Source organism: Pseudomonas sp. ME-P-057, assembly GCF_030208975.1.
GTDB lineage: Bacteria > Pseudomonadota > Gammaproteobacteria > Pseudomonadales > Pseudomonadaceae > Aquipseudomonas > Aquipseudomonas lutea.
In genome coordinates, this window is the sequence record NZ_JARVSX010000021.1 from 278816 (window position 1) to 298326 (window position 19511).

Annotated in this window: 17 protein-coding genes and 1 pseudogene; 7 read left to right on the top strand and 11 right to left on the bottom strand. The window is 60.1% G+C overall.

The window, feature by feature from the left end:
- Positions 1-56: 56 nt before the first annotated feature.
- The 5 genes from QRN48_RS12410 to QRN48_RS12430 all read left to right on the top strand — a co-directional run bounded on the left by QRN48_RS12410 (position 57) and on the right by QRN48_RS12430 (position 4556).
- Positions 57-689, top strand: coding sequence for a sarcosine oxidase subunit gamma (locus tag QRN48_RS12410; RefSeq protein WP_191944593.1), 633 nt, complete (start codon positions 57-59; stop codon positions 687-689).
- A 170-nt stretch (positions 690-859) separates the two neighbouring features.
- Positions 860-1717, top strand: a complete 858-nt coding sequence (gene purU, locus QRN48_RS12415; protein ID WP_191944592.1) for a formyltetrahydrofolate deformylase — start codon at positions 860-862, stop codon at positions 1715-1717.
- Between the two features lie 128 nt (positions 1718-1845).
- Positions 1846-3045 carry a formaldehyde dehydrogenase, glutathione-independent gene (fdhA, locus tag QRN48_RS12420; RefSeq protein ID WP_191944591.1) on the top strand — a complete coding sequence of 400 codons (1200 nt, stop codon included), beginning with the start codon at positions 1846-1848 and terminating at the stop codon, positions 3043-3045.
- Between the two features lie 105 nt (positions 3046-3150).
- Positions 3151-3822, top strand: a complete 672-nt coding sequence (locus tag QRN48_RS12425; protein ID WP_285350856.1) for a DUF1190 domain-containing protein — start codon at positions 3151-3153, stop codon at positions 3820-3822.
- Positions 3823-3992: 170 nt separating this feature from the next.
- A complete protein-coding gene (locus QRN48_RS12430; RefSeq protein ID WP_037019022.1) occupies positions 3993-4556 on the top strand; it encodes a DUF2780 domain-containing protein in 564 nt (187 codons plus the stop codon).
- 1 nt (position 4557) lies between these two features.
- On the opposite strand, the gene yihG is transcribed toward QRN48_RS12430, so the two are convergent.
- Positions 4558-5475: a 1-acylglycerol-3-phosphate O-acyltransferase, YihG family gene (yihG, locus tag QRN48_RS12435; RefSeq protein WP_037019024.1), complete on the bottom strand. Its 918-nt coding sequence runs from the start codon at positions 5473-5475 to the stop codon at positions 4558-4560.
- Positions 5476-5692: 217 nt separating this feature from the next.
- Between yihG and rloA2 the strand changes: the two genes are divergently transcribed.
- Entirely contained in the window at positions 5693-6193 is a 501-nt protein-coding gene (gene rloA2 / locus QRN48_RS12440; RefSeq protein WP_037019026.1) for a retropepsin-like aspartic peptidase RloA2, read from the top strand.
- Between the two features lie 335 nt (positions 6194-6528).
- Here the strand turns inward: rloA2 and QRN48_RS12445 are convergent, their stop codons facing one another.
- The 10 genes and pseudogenes from QRN48_RS12445 to QRN48_RS12490 all read right to left on the bottom strand — a co-directional run bounded on the left by QRN48_RS12445 (position 6529) and on the right by QRN48_RS12490 (position 18489).
- Positions 6529-7158, bottom strand: coding sequence for a glutathione S-transferase family protein (locus QRN48_RS12445; protein WP_285350858.1), 630 nt, complete (start codon positions 7156-7158; stop codon positions 6529-6531).
- 107 nt (positions 7159-7265) lie between these two features.
- A complete protein-coding gene (locus QRN48_RS12450) occupies positions 7266-8579 on the bottom strand; it encodes an MFS transporter (RefSeq protein ID WP_037019031.1) in 1314 nt (437 codons plus the stop codon).
- A gap of 584 nt (positions 8580-9163) precedes the next feature.
- Entirely contained in the window at positions 9164-9658 is a 495-nt protein-coding gene (locus QRN48_RS12455; protein ID WP_191944586.1) for a hypothetical protein, read from the bottom strand.
- 281 nt (positions 9659-9939) lie between these two features.
- Positions 9940-10131, bottom strand: a complete 192-nt coding sequence (locus tag QRN48_RS12460; protein ID WP_191944585.1) for a hypothetical protein — start codon at positions 10129-10131, stop codon at positions 9940-9942.
- A complete protein-coding gene (locus QRN48_RS12465) occupies positions 10128-11267 on the bottom strand; it encodes a PepSY-associated TM helix domain-containing protein (RefSeq protein ID WP_037019040.1) in 1140 nt (379 codons plus the stop codon). The genes QRN48_RS12460 and QRN48_RS12465 overlap by 4 nt, the downstream gene beginning before the upstream one ends.
- An 81-nt stretch (positions 11268-11348) precedes the next feature.
- A complete protein-coding gene (locus QRN48_RS12470) occupies positions 11349-13784 on the bottom strand; it encodes a TonB-dependent siderophore receptor (protein WP_285350861.1) in 2436 nt (811 codons plus the stop codon).
- A gap of 362 nt (positions 13785-14146) precedes the next feature.
- Positions 14147-15139 carry a FecR domain-containing protein gene (locus QRN48_RS12475; protein ID WP_285350863.1) on the bottom strand — a complete coding sequence of 331 codons (993 nt, stop codon included), beginning with the start codon at positions 15137-15139 and terminating at the stop codon, positions 14147-14149.
- Positions 15136-15627, bottom strand: a pseudogene (locus tag QRN48_RS12480) (RNA polymerase sigma factor); the annotation flags it as partial. The gene QRN48_RS12475 and the pseudogene QRN48_RS12480, both read right to left, overlap by 4 nt.
- A 197-nt stretch (positions 15628-15824) precedes the next feature.
- Positions 15825-16544, bottom strand: a complete 720-nt coding sequence (locus QRN48_RS12485; protein WP_285350865.1) for a 3'-5' exonuclease — start codon at positions 16542-16544, stop codon at positions 15825-15827.
- A 10-nt stretch (positions 16545-16554) separates the two neighbouring features.
- Complete coding sequence (locus QRN48_RS12490) at positions 16555-18489, bottom strand: putative nucleotidyltransferase substrate binding domain-containing protein (RefSeq protein WP_285350867.1); 1935 nt, start codon at positions 18487-18489, stop codon at positions 16555-16557.
- A 233-nt stretch (positions 18490-18722) separates the two neighbouring features.
- On the opposite strand from QRN48_RS12490, the gene QRN48_RS12495 reads away from it, so the two are divergent.
- On the top strand, positions 18723-19169 hold the full coding sequence (locus QRN48_RS12495; protein WP_037019052.1) for a response regulator: 447 nt from the start codon (positions 18723-18725) through the stop codon (positions 19167-19169).
- Positions 19170-19511: the final 342 nt, after the last annotated feature.

The window sequence follows — 19511 nt, forward strand, 5'->3', positions numbered from 1 at the left end:
CGACCCGGAACGCGGTCCGCGATGACTGAAACAACAGAATTCAACACAGGTGCTCTATGACCACAGCCAACGTTTACCAGCAGCGTCCAGCGACCGATGTCAAAGCCGAATCGCCTCTGTTTCATGCTGACCTTCAGAGCTTGATTGGCAAAGGTCGCAGCAATCCGGGCGTGGTGCTGCGCGAGAAAAAACTGCTCGGCCACCTCACCCTGCGTGGCAATGGCCATGATCCGGCGTTCGCTGCGGGCGTGCACAAAGCATTGGGCATGGAGCTGCCGGGTGCGCTCGCGCTGGTAACCAGTGGCGACAGCTCGATTCAATGGCTGGGCCCTGATGAGTGGCTGCTGATCGTACCGACCGGCGAAGAGCTTGCCGCGGAGCAGAAGCTGCGTGACGCGCTCGCCGGTTTGCACATCGCCGTTGTGAACGTCAGCGGCGGTCAATCGTTGCTTGAGCTGACCGGGCCCAACGTTCGTGAAGTGCTGATGAAATCCACCAGCTACGACGTGCACCCGAACAACTTCCCGGTGGGCAAAGCCATCGGCACCGTGTTTGCCAAATCGCAACTGGTGATTCGCCGAACCGGCGAGGAAACCTGGGAACTCGTTATCCGCCGCAGCTTCGCCGATTACTGGTGGATGTGGCTGCAGGACGCGAGCGCCGAATACGGTTTGAGCATCGCTGCCTGACTCCGGGTTTCCCCACGACCTGTGGGAGCGAGCTTGCTCGCTAAGTACTGATCGTTCCCACGCTCGGCGTGGGAACGCCACCCCTGACGCTCCGCGTCACTTGGTGAGAGACGCGGAGCGTCCTGAACTGCATTCCCACGCCGAGCGTGGGAACGATCAAAGGAATACCTATGAGCCGCGCCCCCGACACATGGATTTTGACTGCCGACTGCCCCAGCGTGCTAGGCACGGTGGATGCGGTGACGCGTTATCTGTTCGAGCAGGGCTGCTACGTCACCGAGCACCATTCGTTCGATGACCGGCTGTCCAGCCGTTTCTTCATACGGGTCGAGTTTCGTCAGCCAGACGGGTTCGACGAAGCGTCATTCCGTGCAGGCCTGGCCGAGCGTGGCGAGTCGTTTGGCATGATCTTCGAACTCACTCCCCCCAACTATCGCCCCAAAGTGGTGATCATGGTCTCCAAGGCCGATCACTGCCTCAATGACCTGCTCTACCGCCAGCGCATCAATCAGCTGTCCATGGACGTCGTCGCGGTCATCTCCAATCATCCGGACCTCGAACCGCTGGCGCGCTGGCACGACATTCCCTACTACCATTTCCCTCTGGACCCCAACGACAAACCGGCGCAGGAAGCCAGGGTGATGAAGGTCATTGAAGACACCGGCGCCGAGCTGGTGGTGCTCGCCCGCTACATGCAGGTGCTGTCGCCGGAGTTGTGCCGCAAGCTGGATGGCAAGGCAATCAACATCCACCACTCGCTGCTCCCGGGCTTCAAAGGTGCCAAGCCTTACCATCAGGCCTACAACAAGGGCGTGAAACTGGTCGGCGCGACAGCGCATTACATCAACAACGACCTAGACGAAGGCCCGATCATCGCCCAGGGCGTCGAAGCCGTGGACCACAGTCACTATCCCGAAGACCTGATCGCCAAGGGCCGCGACATTGAAGGCCTGACCCTGGCGCGTGCGGTGGGATATCACATCGAGCGACGCGTGTTTCTCAATGCCAACAGGACGGTCGTACTGTAGGGGGTAGTTGCAAGCTTCAAGCTTCAAGCCGCAAGAAAAGGCGGCGTGCACACTTCTTGCGGCTTGTAGCTTGCCGCTCGAAACCCGATCCACTCTCTTCTACAACAACAAATAAAGAGGTGACATGTATGTCTGGTAATCGTGGTGTGGTGTATCTCGGCTCAGGCAAGGTCGAAGTACAGAAGATCGACTATCCGAAGATGCAGGACCCGCGCGGCAAGAAGATCGAGCACGGGGTGATCTTGCGCGTGGTTTCCACCAACATTTGTGGTTCCGATCAGCACATGGTGCGTGGCCGGACGACGGCTCAGGTCGGCCTGGTTCTAGGACACGAAATCACCGGTGAAGTGATTGAGCGCGGCAGTGACGTCGAAAACCTGCAGATCGGCGACCTGGTGTCCGTGCCGTTCAACGTTGCCTGCGGCCGTTGCCGCTCGTGCAAAGAGCAACACACCGGCGTCTGCCTGACGGTCAACCCGGCCCGTGCCGGCGGTGCTTACGGTTACGTCGACATGGGCGACTGGACCGGCGGCCAGGCCGAGTACGTGTTGGTGCCTTACGCCGACTTCAACCTGCTCAAGCTGCCTGATCGCGACAAGGCGATGTCGAAGATCCGCGACCTGACTTGCCTGTCGGACATCCTCCCGACGGGGTATCACGGTGCAGTCACTGCCGGTGTGGGTCCGGGCAGCTCGGTGTACATCGCTGGCGCCGGTCCGGTGGGCCTTGCCGCTGCTGCATCGGCACGCTTGCTCGGCGCCGCAGTGGTCATCGTCGGCGACGTTAATCCGGTGCGCCTGGCCCATGCCAAGGCACAAGGTTTCGAGATTGCCGACCTGTCCAGGGACACGCCGCTGCACGAGCAGATCGCCGACCTGTTGGGCGAGCCTGAAGTGGACTGCGCCGTCGATGCGGTGGGGTTTGAAGCGCGCGGCCATGGCCATGCGGGCGCCAAGGCCGAGGCACCGGCCACAGTACTTAATTCGCTGATGGGCGTGGTTCGTGTGGCCGGCAAGATCGGCATCCCTGGGCTTTACGTGACCGAAGACCCGGGCGCGGTCGATGCCGCTGCCAAAGTCGGCGCGCTGAGCATTCGTTTCGGTCTGGGCTGGGCGAAATCCCACAGCTTCCACACTGGCCAGACGCCAGTCATGAAGTACAACCGCCAATTGATGCAGGCGATCATGTGGGACCGCATCAACATCGCCGATGTGGTGGGCGTGGAGGTCATCAGCCTCGACGACGCGCCTCGTGGTTACGGCGAGTTCGATGCCGGCGTGCCGAAGAAATTCGTCATCGACCCGCACAAGTTGTTCAGCGCGGCTTGATCTTCTGATGCTGACAAAAGGCGACCTTCGGGTCGCTTTTTTATGCCCGGCGTAGGGCTCTGATCCGACAGATGTAGGGCGTTTCTGAAACTGCCCGAGTACCCTTTGAAATCGGTTCCTGCTTGTTTCAGCCACCTCTTACCCGTGCTATTTGTCCGGCCCGTTTTTTCAGGCCGTGGGTCATGCATGCGTATCCGGTTGCTCAGAACGTCCCTCCATTTGTTTGTCGGCGCACCGCTGATCATGCTGCCAACGATCCTCTCCAGCGCTCAGCTCGAGCCCGTTTCGCCGGGGTGGGCATTGACGGAAGTGTTTTACGAAAACCCTGACGCGTGTGCGTGGGCCGGGGTTGCGCCGCCGCTATGCCAAGCCGCCTATCGTGCCGCATACCGGCAACACGTGCGGATTGCGCCAACCTATCGTGAGCTTGCCGATTGTGAGGCTGACTTCACTCTGGGTGAATGTTTTGCGGGGGACGTCTCCCGGCTCTGGTCACCGTGGCTTTCCGGTTTCGCGATCATTACTCAGGTTAATCTGCTGACTGAGAACGGCCACCCGGTTTCTAGCGTGCGCCTCTTCAACGAACCGCTTTATCGTACCGATGACCGTCAAGGCGCCACTCGGCTGATCAGCCTGCGCGAGAAGCTTCACAACGGTGAGCATTTTGATAAGGCGTTCATGCGCCATCGGCTCTTGCAGGCGGGCTCGACAGCTGCCAATCAGCGCCTGGCGCGGACCTTCGAGCCGCAGCGATTGTTTTACGTCAGCCAGCCATGAGGCCCCAGGAAAGGCTCGAATGGTTGCAGGCGCGGCTCGCTGCGACCGGTTACAAACCGCAGCGCCCGAGCGCCCGGTGGTACCCGTCCAGGTGGAACTTCCCTTGGAGAGGCGGTCCAACGCGTGTTCACCCGGCCATGGCCGGTCTCCTGACACATGAGGTTGTTGCGATGAATGTTTCACTTAAACACGTACGCGGTGTCGCGCTGGCGAGCCTGATGGCATTGGCAGCAACACCCGTCTTCGCTTTCAATCTGAATGAGGCGGCCAATGCGGTGGCCAACGCCACCGGCGGTCAACAAAAGGCAACCGCAGCCCCTGAGGCCGCCGGGCTGCTGAATACGCTGGGCACGCAGCTGAACGTGACGCCTGAGCAGGCTGTTGGCGGTACAGGTGCCTTGTTGGGGCTGGCGAAGAACAAACTGGCCGGCAATGACTATTCCCAGTTGAGCAAGTCGGTACCGGGCCTTGACCAGTTGGCCGGCAACTCGGCGCTGGGCAGCCTTGGCAATTTGGGCGGGTTATTGGGTAAATCTGGCAGCAGCAACTCCGCCCTCGACAGCGCCCTTGGCAACGTGCAGAGCATGGGTGACGTCAACAAGGCCTTCAGCGCGCTGGGCATGAACAGCAGCATGGTGAGTCAGTTTGTGCCGGTGATCCTGCAATACCTTGGTCAGCAGGGCGCGGGCGGGTCAGCGCTGCAGGCACTGAGTGGCGTTTGGGGTGCCAAGTGATCTAGTCGCCGCGTGCTTGCTCTGTGTCTGCAGTGAGGCGCTCGCGCCGTAACTCGGCGATCCGTGCGTCTTTCTCCAGCCACAGCCGGTTGACCCATTCCTGCACGTAAATACGGAAAATCGGATCATTTTCGTAATCCCCCTGCCACAGCTCAGGGTCCAGTTCACGGGTCTTGATATCGACGATCACGCGCGGGACCTGCCCCGAGATCAAGTCCCAAAATCCAGGAATACGTGCGCTCGGATAGACAACCGTGACATCAAGCACCGCATCCAGTTGCTCACCCATCGCCGCCAGCACAAACGCAACGCCGCCTGCCTTGGGCTTGAGTAAGTACTGGTAGGGCGAGGCCTGCCCGGTTTTCTTGGCTGGGGTAAAACGGGTGCCCTCCAGATAATTCACCACCGTCACCGGCTGGCGCTTGAACAGCTCGCACGCCTCCCGGGTGATGTCCAGATCCTTGCCCTTGAGCTCGGGATGCTTCGCCAGAAACGCTTTGCTGTAGCGCTTCATGAAGGGGTAGTCCAGCGCCCACCATGCCAGTCCCAGGAAGGGCACCCAGACCAGCTCTTTTTTGAGGAAGAATTTGAAAAAGGGCGTGCGGCGATTCAGCGCCTGCACCAGCGCCGGAATGTCGACCCACGATTGGTGGTTGCCGATGACCAGATAAGAAGTGTCTCCGCGCAGTCCCTCGTCGCCGCGGATTTCCCACTGGGTCGGCAGGCAGCGCTGGAAAATCAGTTTGTTGATCTCACACCATGTTTCGGCGATCCACATCACTGCCGCCGAGCAGCGGTCGCGCATCTCGCTCTGAAACACCAGTTTGAGCAGCGCAAACACCGTCAGCGGTCCGATCAGCACCAACGTATTGAGCAAAAGCAGCAGCGTGACGGCGGTTCCGGTGAGCAGGTGACGCATAAGGCACTCGCGGTGGACAGGGTGGCGCGCAATGATAAGCAGGCTGGGCCGGCGGCGCAAAACCCAGGCAACACTGACGAATGTTTCACGTCATGCACGCTAGCCTTGCAACTGACCGACAGGCATTCGGTACCGCTGCCCTGGCGCGAACCAACGGCAGAGTTGCGGTCTAAACCGGGCATACGCCCGTGCCTATCCATTAAGAGGAATCTGTGACGTGAAATCCCTTCTGGCGCTTCTGTCTGTGTTGGCATTGCCTGTCATGGCTGCCGAACCGACGCTGTACGGCCGTTACGAATACATCGAGGTCTCGGAAATCGGCGAGACGTTCAAGGCCAAAATGGACACCGGCGCGTTGACCGCTTCGCTGTCGGCCAAAGACATCGAACTGTTCAAGCGCGATGGCGACGACTGGGTGCGCTTCCGTCTGGCGACCAAAGACGCCGATGGCAAGGTGTACGAGCACAAGGTTTCGCGCATCAGCCGGATCAAGGGCCGTTCTGAAGGCGACGATGACGAAGAACCCGCCGATCCCACCAAACGCCCGGTCGTTGATCTTGAGCTGTGTCTGGGCAACGTGAAGCGCACGGTCGAGGTCAATCTCGTCGACCGCAGCCACTTCAATTATCCGTTGTTGATTGGCGCCAAGGCCCTGCGCGAATTCGGCGCTGCGGTGAACCCGGCACGCCGCTACACCGCAGACAAGCCAGACTGCTGATAAGCGCTGAATGAGCGAGCTCCCTCCTGCGATTATCCTTCGTTGTGTGCAGATACCACGGCTGCAATGAATCCGCAGGAGCCGGCCCTGCGCAGATGCCACGGCTGCGATGAATCCGCAGGAGCCGGCCATCCGTAGATGCCACGGCCGCAATGAATCCGCAGGAGCCGGCCCTCCGCAGATGCCACGGCTGCAATGAATCCGCAGGAACCGGCCATCCGTAGATGCCACGGCTGCAATGAATCCGTAGGAGCCGGCTTGGTGGCGAACATGATGGATCAGCGCTGCCTGTGCGGGCTGACCTCCGCGTTCGGGAAAGCCACCGCCCAGCGTTGCTACACGGTAGGCTGAGTCGTCACCATGGAAGGCCGCTGGCTCACCTCGTAATACCAACTCGCCAGCCGCGGGTAGGTGCTGCGCCAGCCCAGGTCGGGTTGGCGGAAGTCCAGGTAACCCAAAGCACAGGCCACGCTAATGGCCGCCACGTCAAAGTACGAGCTCAGCTCTGTCACGGCCTCATTCTCAAAATAGGCGAGGGAGCGAGCTATCTTCTCCCGTTGCCCATCCAGCCATTCAGTCCAGTGCTTCTCCGCAGGGCGCAGAAACGTCTCATACCGAATCAGCAGCGCGGCGTCAGTCACCGCATCGGCCAGTGATGCAAGCGTCAGCCGGCGCCAGCGGGCCGAGCCTTCTTTGGGGATGAGCGGGTTACCGACATGCTGTTGATCGAGGTATTCCAGGATCACGCGGCTGTCATGGATCACGTTGTCGTCAGCCAGACGCAGCGCCGGAATCTTCCCGCTCGGGTTGTTGGCGCAAACTTCGGCATCGGGGCTGACAGGCGTGAGCGCAACGGCCTTGAGCGTGATTCGGTCTACCTGGCTTGTCTCGCGGAGCAGAACCAGCACTTTGCGTGCGAAGGGCGAAGCGGCGTTGTAGTACAAAGTCATGCTGGGCGCAGACATGGACATTCCTCTAATCGGCCTGGCCCTCCAGACTAGTCAGGGCCAGTACGCTGTGCAACATGCCGATGTCATGTCGGGCCGACTTTCACCGGCCCGACATCCAATGGTCAGGCGGCCGGAACGACCTCAGCCGACGCTGTTGGCGCGTCGCCGGATTGCTCGGTCGGCGTGCCGGTCAGCAACGGCTTGGCCACGAACCAGATGATCACGGCCGCGATCAGGTCGAATGCTGCAAGTGCCACAAACAGCGGGCTGTAGCCGACCTTGGTGACCATGATGCCCAGCACCAGCGTAAACAAGGCCGCGCCGAGAAACCCGAACATGCCGCCCAGACCGGTCGCGGTGCCTACTTCGTTCTTGCCGAAGGAGTCCGAGGTGATCGCATACAGGGCGCCCGACAGGGTCTGATGCGCGAAACCGCCGGCGCACAGCAGCGCAATGGCGACATAGGGGCTGTCGACCAGACCGATGCAGCCGGGGCCGATCATGCACAGCGAGCCCAGCACCATCACCATTTTGCGCGACGTCAGCAGCGACACATTGAAGTGCTTGTAGAAGAACGGGCTCAGGTATCCGCCCAGCACGCAGCCGATGTCGGCAGCGAGGAAGGGCAGCCAGGCAAACATCGCGATTTCCTTGATGTTCATGTGGCGTTCGGTCATCAGGTAAAGCGGAATCCAGGCATTGAACGTCTGCCAGGCCGGCTCGGAAAGCATGCGGGCCGAAGCGATCGCATAAAAATTGCGAGTACCTACGATCTTCTTCCAACTGGCTTTTTTGGTCGGCGCGTCCTTGAGGTGCGATTCCTGACCGGCAAGGATGTAGTCGCGCTCTTCATCGCCCAGCAGACGCTGATTGCGCGGGTGCTTGTAGAAGAACAGCCAACCGGCGCTCCACAGCAGCCCCAAGCCGCCAACAATGATGAATGCGATCTGCCAGCCGCTGTGCAGGATGGCCCAGACCACAAGAGGAGGGGCCAGCAACGCCCCAATCGATGAGCCGATGTTGAACCAGCCAATGGCGACCGAACGCTCTTTGGCCGGGAACCACTCGGTGGTCGCCTTGATAGCCGCCGGAAACCCTGCCGCTTCAGTGATGCCCAGTAAGCTGCGCAGGAACGCCAGACTCTGCCAACCGGTAGCCATGGCCGCCGATGCGCAGGCCACAGACCAGGCGATGGCAAACAATGCAAAGCCGATTTTGGTCCCGATGGCATCGATCACGTACCCGGCAACCGGCTGCATGAAGGCATAACCCATCTGCCACGCGATGACGACGTGCGAGTACTGTTCGGTGGAAATGTTCAGCTCGCTCATCATGGTAGGAGCGGCGACGGAGAGGGTGTTGCGTGCGAGATAGTTGACGATCAGGCCGCCGGTTATCAGCGCGACCATCCACCAACGGATGCCTTTGATTTTCATCGAGTCCACTCTGGGTATTGTTTTTATTTAGCGGCGATCGTTATACGTCGTCGTACGACTGGATTTAGTCAAAGGCACGTTTTGTTGTCAATGGGAATACCCATAAATCGCCATTGTATTTCTATATGTAACGGAATTGTCACCGGCGGTGCTGGGTTTTAGGTGATCGAAAGGCGCTGGGTTCGTGAGTCTCGGGGTTGAACGCAGGCTTGCTGGATTTGTGAATTGTGGGAAGTCATGTGATGACTTGAATGGCGGGAGTGCGTGTCCCGCGCGTGGAGGAGCGCGGGACAAGCCAGTTGGTTGGTGAGGCAATCCGATTCGCTACTTTGGCCCCTCGTCCCGCCACCAGCTGTATATCACCAGGTCTACGCCGAGATAGAAAATGCCAAATAACAGCGTTTCGCAATCCAGGAAGTAAGCACCTCGCATTTCTTCCATGGCAACAATCCAGGAGATGACGTACTTGAAGTAGAAGACTATCACCGCCAGGCCAGTCAGGAATTGATAGAGTCTTGGGACGGTGATTCGACGTATACCCCAGATTACAAAACACATAATTGCCAGGGACAGACCTGTTCCCATCAGCGGCCGCCGTTCGCTTTCAGGATCAAGGATGCTGACGAGCGTTGAGGACCGATGCCACCTGACACCTGGGCGTCAATACTGACGATGACGTCCCGTGAATGAAAGGTCGGCAACCTGTTTTTGGCCGCCGAGGCGGATGTTGCTCCAGCGATTTTTTCCGCGATGCTCCCTAACGGTGACGCAAGTTTTCCTCCGATGGAGCCCACCAGGGTTCCTATCGTAGCCCTCTGGTCGTTCAGCAGGTCTGCTGAGTTTCGGCTCACTGCTTGTGACACCGCGAGCACCATCCGGCAAGGCCGCCCCTGTGCAAGCATTCGCCTGTAGGTTTCCTCAATCAGCCGGATGAGCTCAAAATGACCCCTGGCTATTTCCGGCAGGTTGATCGTTCTCAACGATGCGGCATCGTCCGGCTGCACGGTGAAGTGAATAAGCGTAAACACGACACCGTAATGGCCGACATGTTGGGTACGTTCAAAGTCGTCGACCGCCATGGTAGGTGTTCCCGATGGATATTGTGGATGCCCTGCCAGGGCGGAATATCGATTATCGGGAGGGTGACTCGTGGGGACAGGCCAGCCTGTGAGTCGGAGTGTGTAGGACGCTTGCTGGTGTTTCGAGGGAAGCTTCTTACAGGCTTGTTCGTCTTCTAACGCGAGATGTCAGGCAGGGTGCGATGTATCACCGAAGATGCGCGCCCCTGCCATCCTCAAAGCAAACCGGGTCATTGGGTACGGTTCGACGTAAATCATGTAGACGCGGGTGGGGCGGTGAATCAAATCCGCTTGCGCGCCATCAATCCTTTGCAGCTGTACCAGGTCGGAATGGCCATGCCCACCCAGGCGAGGACATCCCACGCACCGTCGCCCAGTAGCGCGGCGAAAAGGCCGACTGCCGTCAGCAGGGCGATCCAGCCGGGCGTGCCGAAGGTCTTCCAGAACGCCGAATGCTTCTTGTGCCGGGTCATGCCGCTTCCGCCTCGACTGCGATGCTCTTTGCCGCAGCGACGGTGGCGCGACGCCGGACCCACCACAGGTACAAGCCACTGCCGAGCACGATGATCGTCAACACATCCAGCGCAGCCCAGAGAACTTTCATCGGCATGCCGCCGTAGTCGCCGAAGTGCAGCGGCTGGGACAACAGCAGCGCGTCCATGTACCAGGGGCGGCTCAGGGTCGCGGTGACATGCAGGTCTTGCGCGTCAATCAGCACGGGGGTGAGCAGGTGCGAGGTCAAGTGGGTGTCGCCTTTCATGAACACGGCGTAGTGGTGCTCACTGGAAAAACGCGAACCGGGAAAGGCGATGAACGCGGGCTCGGCACCCGGCACCGTGGCTTTGGAAATTTCGATCAGGCGGCTCGCTGCGCCACGCTCGGCCAGAGGCGCGGCGTCCTTGTAAGGCGCGATCATCGTCATCAGCGCGTCGGTACGCCATTGTGCAATGACGAGGTCAGCGCAGGCGTTAAGCACGCCGGTCAGGCCGACGACGATGGCCCAGGTCAGCGTGACGACGCCGATCAAGTTGTGCAGATCGAGCCAGCGCACCCGCGTCGATTTATTTGGACGCACGGTGGCGAAGTCCAGACGCCGCATGAAGGGCGCATACAGCACGATGCCAGAGACAATCGCCATCACGAACAGAAGGCCCATGAACGCCAATAACAACTTGCCCGGCAGGCCTGCGTACATGTCCACGTGCAGGCGCAACATGATCATCATGAACCCGCCATTGGCGTTTGGCGTTTCCATTGCCTCGCCCGTGCGCGCGTCGATCATGAAGCTGTGCGACTCATTGGGGTCACCGCCAGCGGTCTTGCCCATGATCGCGTAAACCCCATTGGGGTCGTCGTCGTCCCAGCCGAAATACTGCATCACGTCGCCGGGGCGATGGGCTTCGGCGGACCGAACCAGTTGCTCCAGGTCCAGATGCGGGGTGTCGGCGGGCATTTCCTTGAATTCCGGAGCGTCGCCCGTGAGGTGGGCGATCTCGTGACTGAAGATCAGCGGCAAGCCGGTGATCGCCAGCATCAGCAGGAATGCCGTGCAAATCAGGCTGGTCCATGTGTGGATAAAGGACCAGCGGCGGATGGTTTGGCTCTTCATGTTGGAATCCAAGGTGAGCGAACACAACAAAGGCCGCTTTTTCAAGGCGGCCCTGGCTTTGGGTAATGAGAGTTTAAGGCATTACCATTTGTAGTCTACGCTCGCGAGCACCGTCCGACGGTCGCCGTAGTAGCAATAGAACCCGTCGCAAGTGGAAATATATTCCTTGTCGAAGACGTTGTTGGCGTTGACCGACACGCTCACGCCCTTGAACGCGTTGTTCATACGGCCGAGGTCGTAATGAACTGCAGCGTCGTACACGGTGTAGGCGTTGCTGTGGCCGTAGTTGGAATCGGCGACGAAACCGTAACTTCCTATTGCAATGTTGTCGGTCTCGCCGATGTAGCGCGCGCCAAAGCCCAGCCCGAAGCCGTCGAGCAGCCCGGTATGCCACGTGTAGTCGCCCCAGATGGCGGCCTGGTTTTCCGGGGTGAGTGGCAGCGGACGGTTCTTGTCCAACGGGTCGGTGACTTTCGTCATCTTGCTGTTGGCATATGTGTAGGACGCGGTCACTTTCAGGTTGTCGGTGACGTTGCCGACCGCTTCCAGCTCGAACCCGCGCACCTTTGCCTCACCCAGTGGACGCTGCACGCCAAGTGTGTCGCTGAGCACGATGTCGCGACGTGTCAGGTCGTAAGCGGCCGCCGTGAAGATGATGTTGCTGCCCGGCGGCTGGTACTTGAGACCCACTTCGTATTGCTTGCCTGTCCCCGGCTGAAACGCGACGCCATTGGCGCCGCCTTGCTCGGCCTGGAACGACTCGGCGTAGGAGATGTAGGGCGTGAAGCCGGACTCGAAGACGTAGCTCAGCGCCGCGTTGCCAGTAAATGCACTGTCCGTGCGGTCGTCGGACTGATCACTGTTGTAGAACTTCGATTCAGTCTTGAGCAAATCCTGACGGCCTCCCAGCGTCAGGCGCCAGTTATCCAGGGCCAGCTGGTCCTGAATGTATAAGCCAACGTCCTGGGTTTTCTGGTTGTAGTCCTGGAACGCGCTGTAGCTGACATTGCTGAAATCCTGGCCGTAAATCGGGTTGGCGATGTTGCTGGTCGGCGCGTTGCCGTATTGCCATTTGTAGTTGTGATTGAGGCGCTGGTAGTCGAGGCCCAGCAGCAGCGTGTGCTTGACCGCCCCGGTGTCGAAGTCGGCTTGCAGGTTGTTGTCCAGCGCGAACTGGGAGATGTCTTCATTCACAACGTTGGCGCCGCGAGCGACAGTGCCGTCGTCGCTCACCGAGCCGAAGAAACCACCGGCCGTGATCCCCTGGAAGGACAAGTCGCTTTTGGTGTAGCGCACGTTTTGCTTGAACTGCCAGACGTCATTCAGACGATGCTCGAAGGCGTAGCCCAGCGCGTAATAGGTCTTGTCGTAGAACTCCCAGTCCGGATCACCCAGGTTCTCATGGTATTTCACACGGCCCACGGCCGATGGATATTTGGTGCCCTGGATCGGCAGGAACTGGCTGGTGATGCCGGTATCGTCTCGGTTGAACTGACTGAGGAGAGTCAGCTTGGTGTCCGGGTCGATGTTCCATGTCAGGCTGGGTGCGATGTTGTAGCGCTTGTCATCAATGTGGTCGACCGAAGTGCCGCTGTCACGCACGACCCCGCTGACGCGGTATTCAAAATTGTCGGCGTCGTCGATTTTTCCGGTGCTGTCGAAGCTGATCTGTTTGCGGTTGTAGGTGCCAACCTGAACCTGAACTTCGTGGCTCGCCTCGGCCTCCGGGCGACGGCTGACCATGTCGAGCAGGCCGCCTGGAGGCGTCTGGCCATAAACCGACGAAGCCGGGCCGCGCAGAAGGGCTACACGCTCCAAGTCCCAGGTTTCCATTTTGGGCATGACGTAAGCACCCTTGGGCAGCGGTAAGCCGTCCAGGAACTGGGTAGGTTCGAAGCCGCGAACCTTTAACCATTCGGCACGGCTATCGCTGCCGTAACTGCTGGCAACCACACCTGGCATGTAGCGAACGGCATCGTCGAGGTTCTGTACTGCGCGATCCTGCATCTGCTGACGTGTAGCGACCGAGATCGAACGAGGCGCTTCAACCAGTGCCGTATCGGTTTTGGTGCCCGCTGCGGTGCGACTCGCCGCATACCCTTCTACCGGACCCCATGCGCTTTCAAGACTTTCCTGACTGCCTTGAATACTGGTAGCCGGCAGGGCCATCGCCCCTTCGGGCGCTAAAAGGAGGGTGTAGGTGCCCGCTGTGGTCAGGTTCAGCTGCAGGCCGGTGCCGCGCAGTGCTTGCCCCATCGCCCCCGGCGCGTCGAACTGTCCTTGCACCGGCGCCGAGGTCCGCCCCGCCGCGAGCGCGGGATCCAGCGACAACGCCAGGCCCGCCTGGCTTGCGATCTGCGTCAGCGTGGCGGCCAGCGGCGCGGCCGGCAGGTTGTACGCACGGACGCTGGACGCTGGCGAGGCAGCCATGAGCGGCGCGCTGAACATCGGTGCGGCAATGGCGACGGCGACCGCCAGCAGGCTCGGTCGCAAAAGGGTTTGAAGCGTGCGGGACATGAACGGCACCTCGACGGGAATGGTTCTCAATGCCTATGTGCCGAACGAGATTGGAAAAGTGATAGGGCAGAGCAAAAATAATTTGGCATGGCCGCTTCAATGATCATCCGGGCAATCACGGCCCCCGCGTTTGTGTCGAGCGAGCCGACGCGTTCGCCAGCAAGCCGGCTCCTACAGACCGTATCCGGCCTCGATTTATCAGCGACCTCAAGACCGTATCTGATGCGCCCCGAAGAACCGGTGTAGGAGCGCGCTTGCCCGCGAATGCGGTGTGTCATCCGCAAAGTAGCTGGCGGGCCTGACCCGTTCGGCAGCTAACCAGCTCGTTGCTCTGTAAAACCCGGCTCCTGGCGCGCCTTGATTCACAGTGCAGTGGAGGGTTTCTTCTCGCTGCCCACCACCGTCACCCACCACTGCGTTCGCGCTTCGATCTGCACCGGCAGCGTAGGCGTCAGTGCCTTCAGTGCCAGGTCGGTATTGGTCAGCGGGAAGCTGCCGGTGATCCGCAGGTCAGCAACGTCCTTTGCCACGCCCAGATGGCCTTGGCGATAGCGGGCAAGCTCGGCAATCACGTCACTCAATCGAGCGTTGTCGACCACCAGCATGCCGCGCATCCAGGCACCGGTGCCGGGCGTGAGGGCAACCATCGGCCCGAGGCTGTTGCGATGAATCAGCATCTGTTGGCCCTCGTTCAATACCTTTTCATGGTTTGAGGCCTGAGGATGCGCGGCAACAGCAGATTGCAACACGCTCAGCAGCGTGCCGTCGGCCTGACGTTTGACCAGAAAGCGGGTACCCAGCGCGCGCATTTGTCCGTCTTCGGTTTCGACGATGAACGGGCGCCGATCGTCGTGGCTGCCGGTTTCCACGAAGATTTCCCCTTCTTGCAATACGACCCTGCGCTGCTTGTCATCGAACTTCACATCCAGCGCGCTGTGGGTGTTGAGCCGAATCAGGGTGTTGTCCGACAGCCGAATGGTGCGTTGCTCGCCGGTGGCAGTGCGCAGGTCCGCCAACCAGTAATCGACAGGCAACAGGCGATCCCCCAGAAACAGCGTCAGGCCCAACCCCAACGCAGCGCTCGCCACCCCGCGACCCAGTTTGCGAAGACGTGAACCCATGCCGTCGCGGGAACGCAAAAGCGCCGAGCGCGCCGGGCCGGTGGTGGCGGCGAAACGCTGGTCTACCATGCCCAGTTGCAGCCATGCGCGGGCATGTTCGTCGCTGGCGGCGTACCACTTGGCAAACTCTTCGCGCTCGGCTTCGCTGCCCCGGCCGCAGTCCAGACACAGTTGCCAGGCGATGGCGGCGTCCAGCACGTGTGAAGAAACAGGGCGGGTGGAAATACGGCTCATGTCGGCTCGCCGTACAGGGCGATGTAGCACTGGCGCATCCCTTGCGCGAGGTACTGACGCACGCGGGGTACCGAGACACCGAGCTTCGCCGCGATCTCTGCGTGACTCATGCCATCGAGGCGGTTGTACAGGAACGCCGCTCGCGCCTTGCTGGAAAGCTTGCCCAGCAGGCGGTCAATGGTTTTAAGGTCTTCAAGAATCAGTTGCTGCTCTTCCACCGAAGGCTGTTCGCTCTCGGGGATAAGCATCAGCTCGTCCAGATACGCCTGTTCCAGCGCTGCTCGACGGAAGTGATCAAACAACAGGCCCTTGGCGATCGAGACGAGGAAGGCCCTTGGCTCGCGCGGTTCGGCCAGCTGTGCGCGGCCCAGCAGGCGCATGAACGTGTCCTGACTGAGGTCTTCGGCGCGATGTGGGCAGGCAACGTTGCGTTTGAGCCAACCCAGCAGCCAGCCGCGGTGGTCGCGATAGAGCGTTCCGACGAGCTGCTGCTGAGGATTTGAAGTGACGACACAAGCGCACCGGAGAGAACAGAGGGGCTAACGAGAATTGTTCGCGATTGTGTCAGAGTGGCTGAATGCTGGCAATTGCCGCTTGTAGGAACAGGCTCAACGGCTGATGTAAGAAGCAACCACGCAGGTTGTCATCCCAAGGCAACTGTCCTGTCGGCGCCCGGCCAACGCTGCTAGAACGAATGCACTTGCTGCTGTCGTCGCCACTTCGCCAGGCCCTGCTCCAGTTGAGCGGGGCTTTCGATTCCCACCCGCCTGGCGTGGCTGAAGAGGATCAGCGCGAGCTCGGCGGTCACCAGTGCATCGGCGCTGGCGTGATGGCGCTCTTCAGCATGCAGGCCGAAGAACCGCGTCCAGTCGTCCAGCCCGGCCTGCCGCAAATTCGCGTCCGGGCAGATAAAGGGAGCGATATGAGCGACGTCCAGGAACGGATGCAGCAGGCGATGGCCCAGGCTTTCCTTTAATGCGCGGCCCAGCATGTGCTCGTCGAACGCAGCGTGAAAAGCCAGCAGCGGGCTGTCGCCGACAAAGGTCATGAAATCGAGCAGGGCGTCCACGGGTTCGCTGCCGGCTGCAATCGCGCTTGGTCCCAGACCATGAATCAGCACGCTTGGGCTGAGCTTGTGGTCGGTGCGCATCAGTGTGCGTTCGAATTGCTGGCTAAAGTCGATGGCGCCGTCTTCGATGACTACGGCGCCGATCGACAGCACCTCATCCCGGTCCAGGTTCAAGCCGCTGGTCTCGACATCAACCACCACCCAGCGTTGCTGGCGCAGCGTTCGCTGATCCAGTACGCCGGGCCCGGACAAGGCGCGCAGGCGCAGCTGCTGCTCAGTCGTCAGTTCTGGCGCCACGTTGCGTTTGGAGGGATTGAGCCAGCGGAACAAATTCATCATCAGTCGCTTAGAGTTGGTAGCGCAGAGTGAGGCTGGTCTGCAGCCGCTGCGCCTGGCGGAATGACTCACGCAAAATGCGCCGGTCCAGATGGTTGAGCACATCCGGGTCTATGCGATTGGAGTACGGCAGGTTTTGCCGACTCTGCTGCTGGTGTTGCTGCATGCGGGTTTGCTGAATGAAGTGGTAGGCCTCTTCGTATGCAGCCCCGTCCAGCGGGTCGATCACCTCTCTGGCAACCAGTTGCCGCAATCGCTCAAGCGTATTGTTTGCCTCGACGCCGTTGGCTAAAGCGAGTAACCGCGCACCGTCAACGAACGGCGTGAGCCCTTGGGTTTTCAGATCCAGGGTGTCCTTTTCGGTGCCTTTGCGCGCCACCACGAAATCCTTGAAACGCCCGACGGGCGGGCGCTGGCGCAATGCGTTGTCAGCCATCAGGCGCTGAAACAAGGCATTGTCCGCCACCTGCGCAAGAATGCTGTGACGCAATTGGTCTGCGCCGCTTTCATCGCCCCAGACCGCGCGCAGATCGAAATAGATAGAGGACGACAGCAGGTTCTCCGGCGTGGCTTCGCGTATGAACGCGCCGAACCGCCGCGCCCATTCGACGCGCGACAGGCACAGCTGCGGGTTGCTCGCCATGATCCCGCCCTTGCACAGGGCGAACCCGCACGCGGCCAGGCTGTGGTTGATGCGTTCGGCGATGGGTAGCAGCCGACCCCGAATCTCGGCAGCTTCGGCAGCGTCCTGCGCTTCGAACAGGATGCCGTTGTCCTGATCTGTGTAGAGGGTCTGCTCGCGTCGGCCTTCGCTGCCAAAGCACAGCCAGCTGAACGGCACGCCGGGGTCGCCTTTTTCTTCCAGCGTCAGCTCGATGACACGGCAGACCATATGGTCGTTGAGCAGAGTGATGATCTGGGTAATTTGCGTGGACGAAGCACCGTGGGCAAGCATGCGGTCCACGAGCTGGACAATGTCGCCGCGCAGGTTGGTCAGGGCGTCTATGCGCGACGCACTGCGAATGGTACGCGCCAGATGCACCAGGTCGACCCGTTGCAGGGAAAACAGATCGCGCTCCGAGACCACGCCGCACAGGCGCTGGTCCTTGACCAGGCAAACATGAGCGATGTGGCGCTGGGTCATCGCAATCGCGGCGTCAAACGCACTGGCGTCCGGGCTCAGGTAAAAAGGAGAGGGGATCATGCTGCGTTCGATGGGCTGGCCAAAGTCGGCATCGACGTTCGCCACGACCTGACGCAAATCGCGCAGGGTGAAGATGCCCAGCGGCGCTTTGGCCTCATCCACGATGACAATGCTGCCCACTTGCTGCTCGTCCATCTGCCGGACCGCTTCGCGCAATGGCGTATCGGGCGAGCACGTCACCGGGTGACGCATTGCCAACTCGCCCAGGCGGGTATTGAGTGAATACTGCGTGCCGAGGGTTTCCACCGCCTTCTGCTTTACTTGCTGATTCACTTGATCGAGCAGGCTGCTGACCCCGCGCAGGGCAAAGTCGCGGAACTCGCTGGAAAGCGCGAACAGCTTGATGAAGGCTTGCTTGTTCAGTTGCAGGCAGAAGGTGTCTTCGGCAGCCAGATGCTCGGTGCGCGTGGCACGTTCTCCGAGCAGTGCGGCCAGCGGAAAGCACTCGCCCGTGGTGATTTCAAAGGTGGTCTCTGTGCCGCGTTTTGCAGAATGTGGACGCTCGCCGACTACGCGCCCTTGTTTGACGATGTAGAAATGTTCTACTGGCCCATCGCTAGGCTTGATGATGCTCTCGTCTGTAGCGTAGAAACGCAGCTGACATTGCTCGACAAGGTAGGCCAGATGAGCGCTTTCCATCTGGTTGAACGGCGGGAATTTCTGCAGGAACTGCATCGTGCCGTGAATGTTCTGCAGAACGGCTGTTTTGCCTGCCTGGGTAAAAGCGTCCGCTTTGCTCATGACCGATACCGCTTGTTTTTATAGGCTCCATGGTCGACCGCTTATCGGGCAGTGCCCATTGGACGTAAGTCTTAGGTGACTGCAAAGGCATTGGCTGGCATCGAACGAAGGTGTAAAACCGCAGCGATGCAATTCGCGCGTGGCCCAAAGGCCCGGCATGAAGCCGAAAGGATGTGCAGCGTATCAATCGCTTGCGCTGTCAGAATTGGAGTCGACAGGAAGATGAGACGGGTATGTTCGATCACAGTATTTTAAGTGATGAAGAGCGCGAAGCCCTCAATGAGGTGATGCTCGCGCCTCCGTCACAATCGCCACAACGGGTGTTGATCGTCGACGACGACAAGGATGCTCGGGAAGTTCTGGCCGAAATTCTCAGTCTCAATGACATCAGCTGCATCACCGCCGCCGGCGGTACCAGCGCCATGCATTTGCTGCAGACCCGACCGTCCATTGCGCTGCTGATCACGGATCTGCGAATGGCGCCGTGCGACGGCCTGGACTTGATCCGTCGAGTGCGTGAATCGGACCGCGCGGAGCTGCCGATCATTATCGTGTCGGGCGATGCCAACGTACGTGACGCGATCGACGCCATGCACCTGAGCGTGGTGGACTTTCTGCTCAAGCCGATCAACACCAAGCAGCTCTTGCGGCTGGTGAAACGCGAACTGGGGATGGCGTAACTCGTCGTTCCCGATCAACTGCAGCAGCGCGCTTGCCGCGCGATGGCGGTGTTTCAGCGACGGTGATTTCGCCTATGAAATGCTTTCGCGGGCAAGCGCGCTCCTACAATGCGCAGGCAATGAAAAGGCGGTGTGCCTGATGGAACACCGCCTTTTTTGGTGGATACGGCGCCCGCCGCGTTGAGGGGCTATGGAGCCGGATCGACTGTGGAACCCGATCAACTGTAGGAGCGCGCTTGCCCGCGATTGCGGTGTTTCAGCGCCGGTAATTGCGCCTGATGAAATGCTTTCGCGGGCAAGCGCGCTCCCATCAAACAAAATATAACCTACTGATTTAGTTCA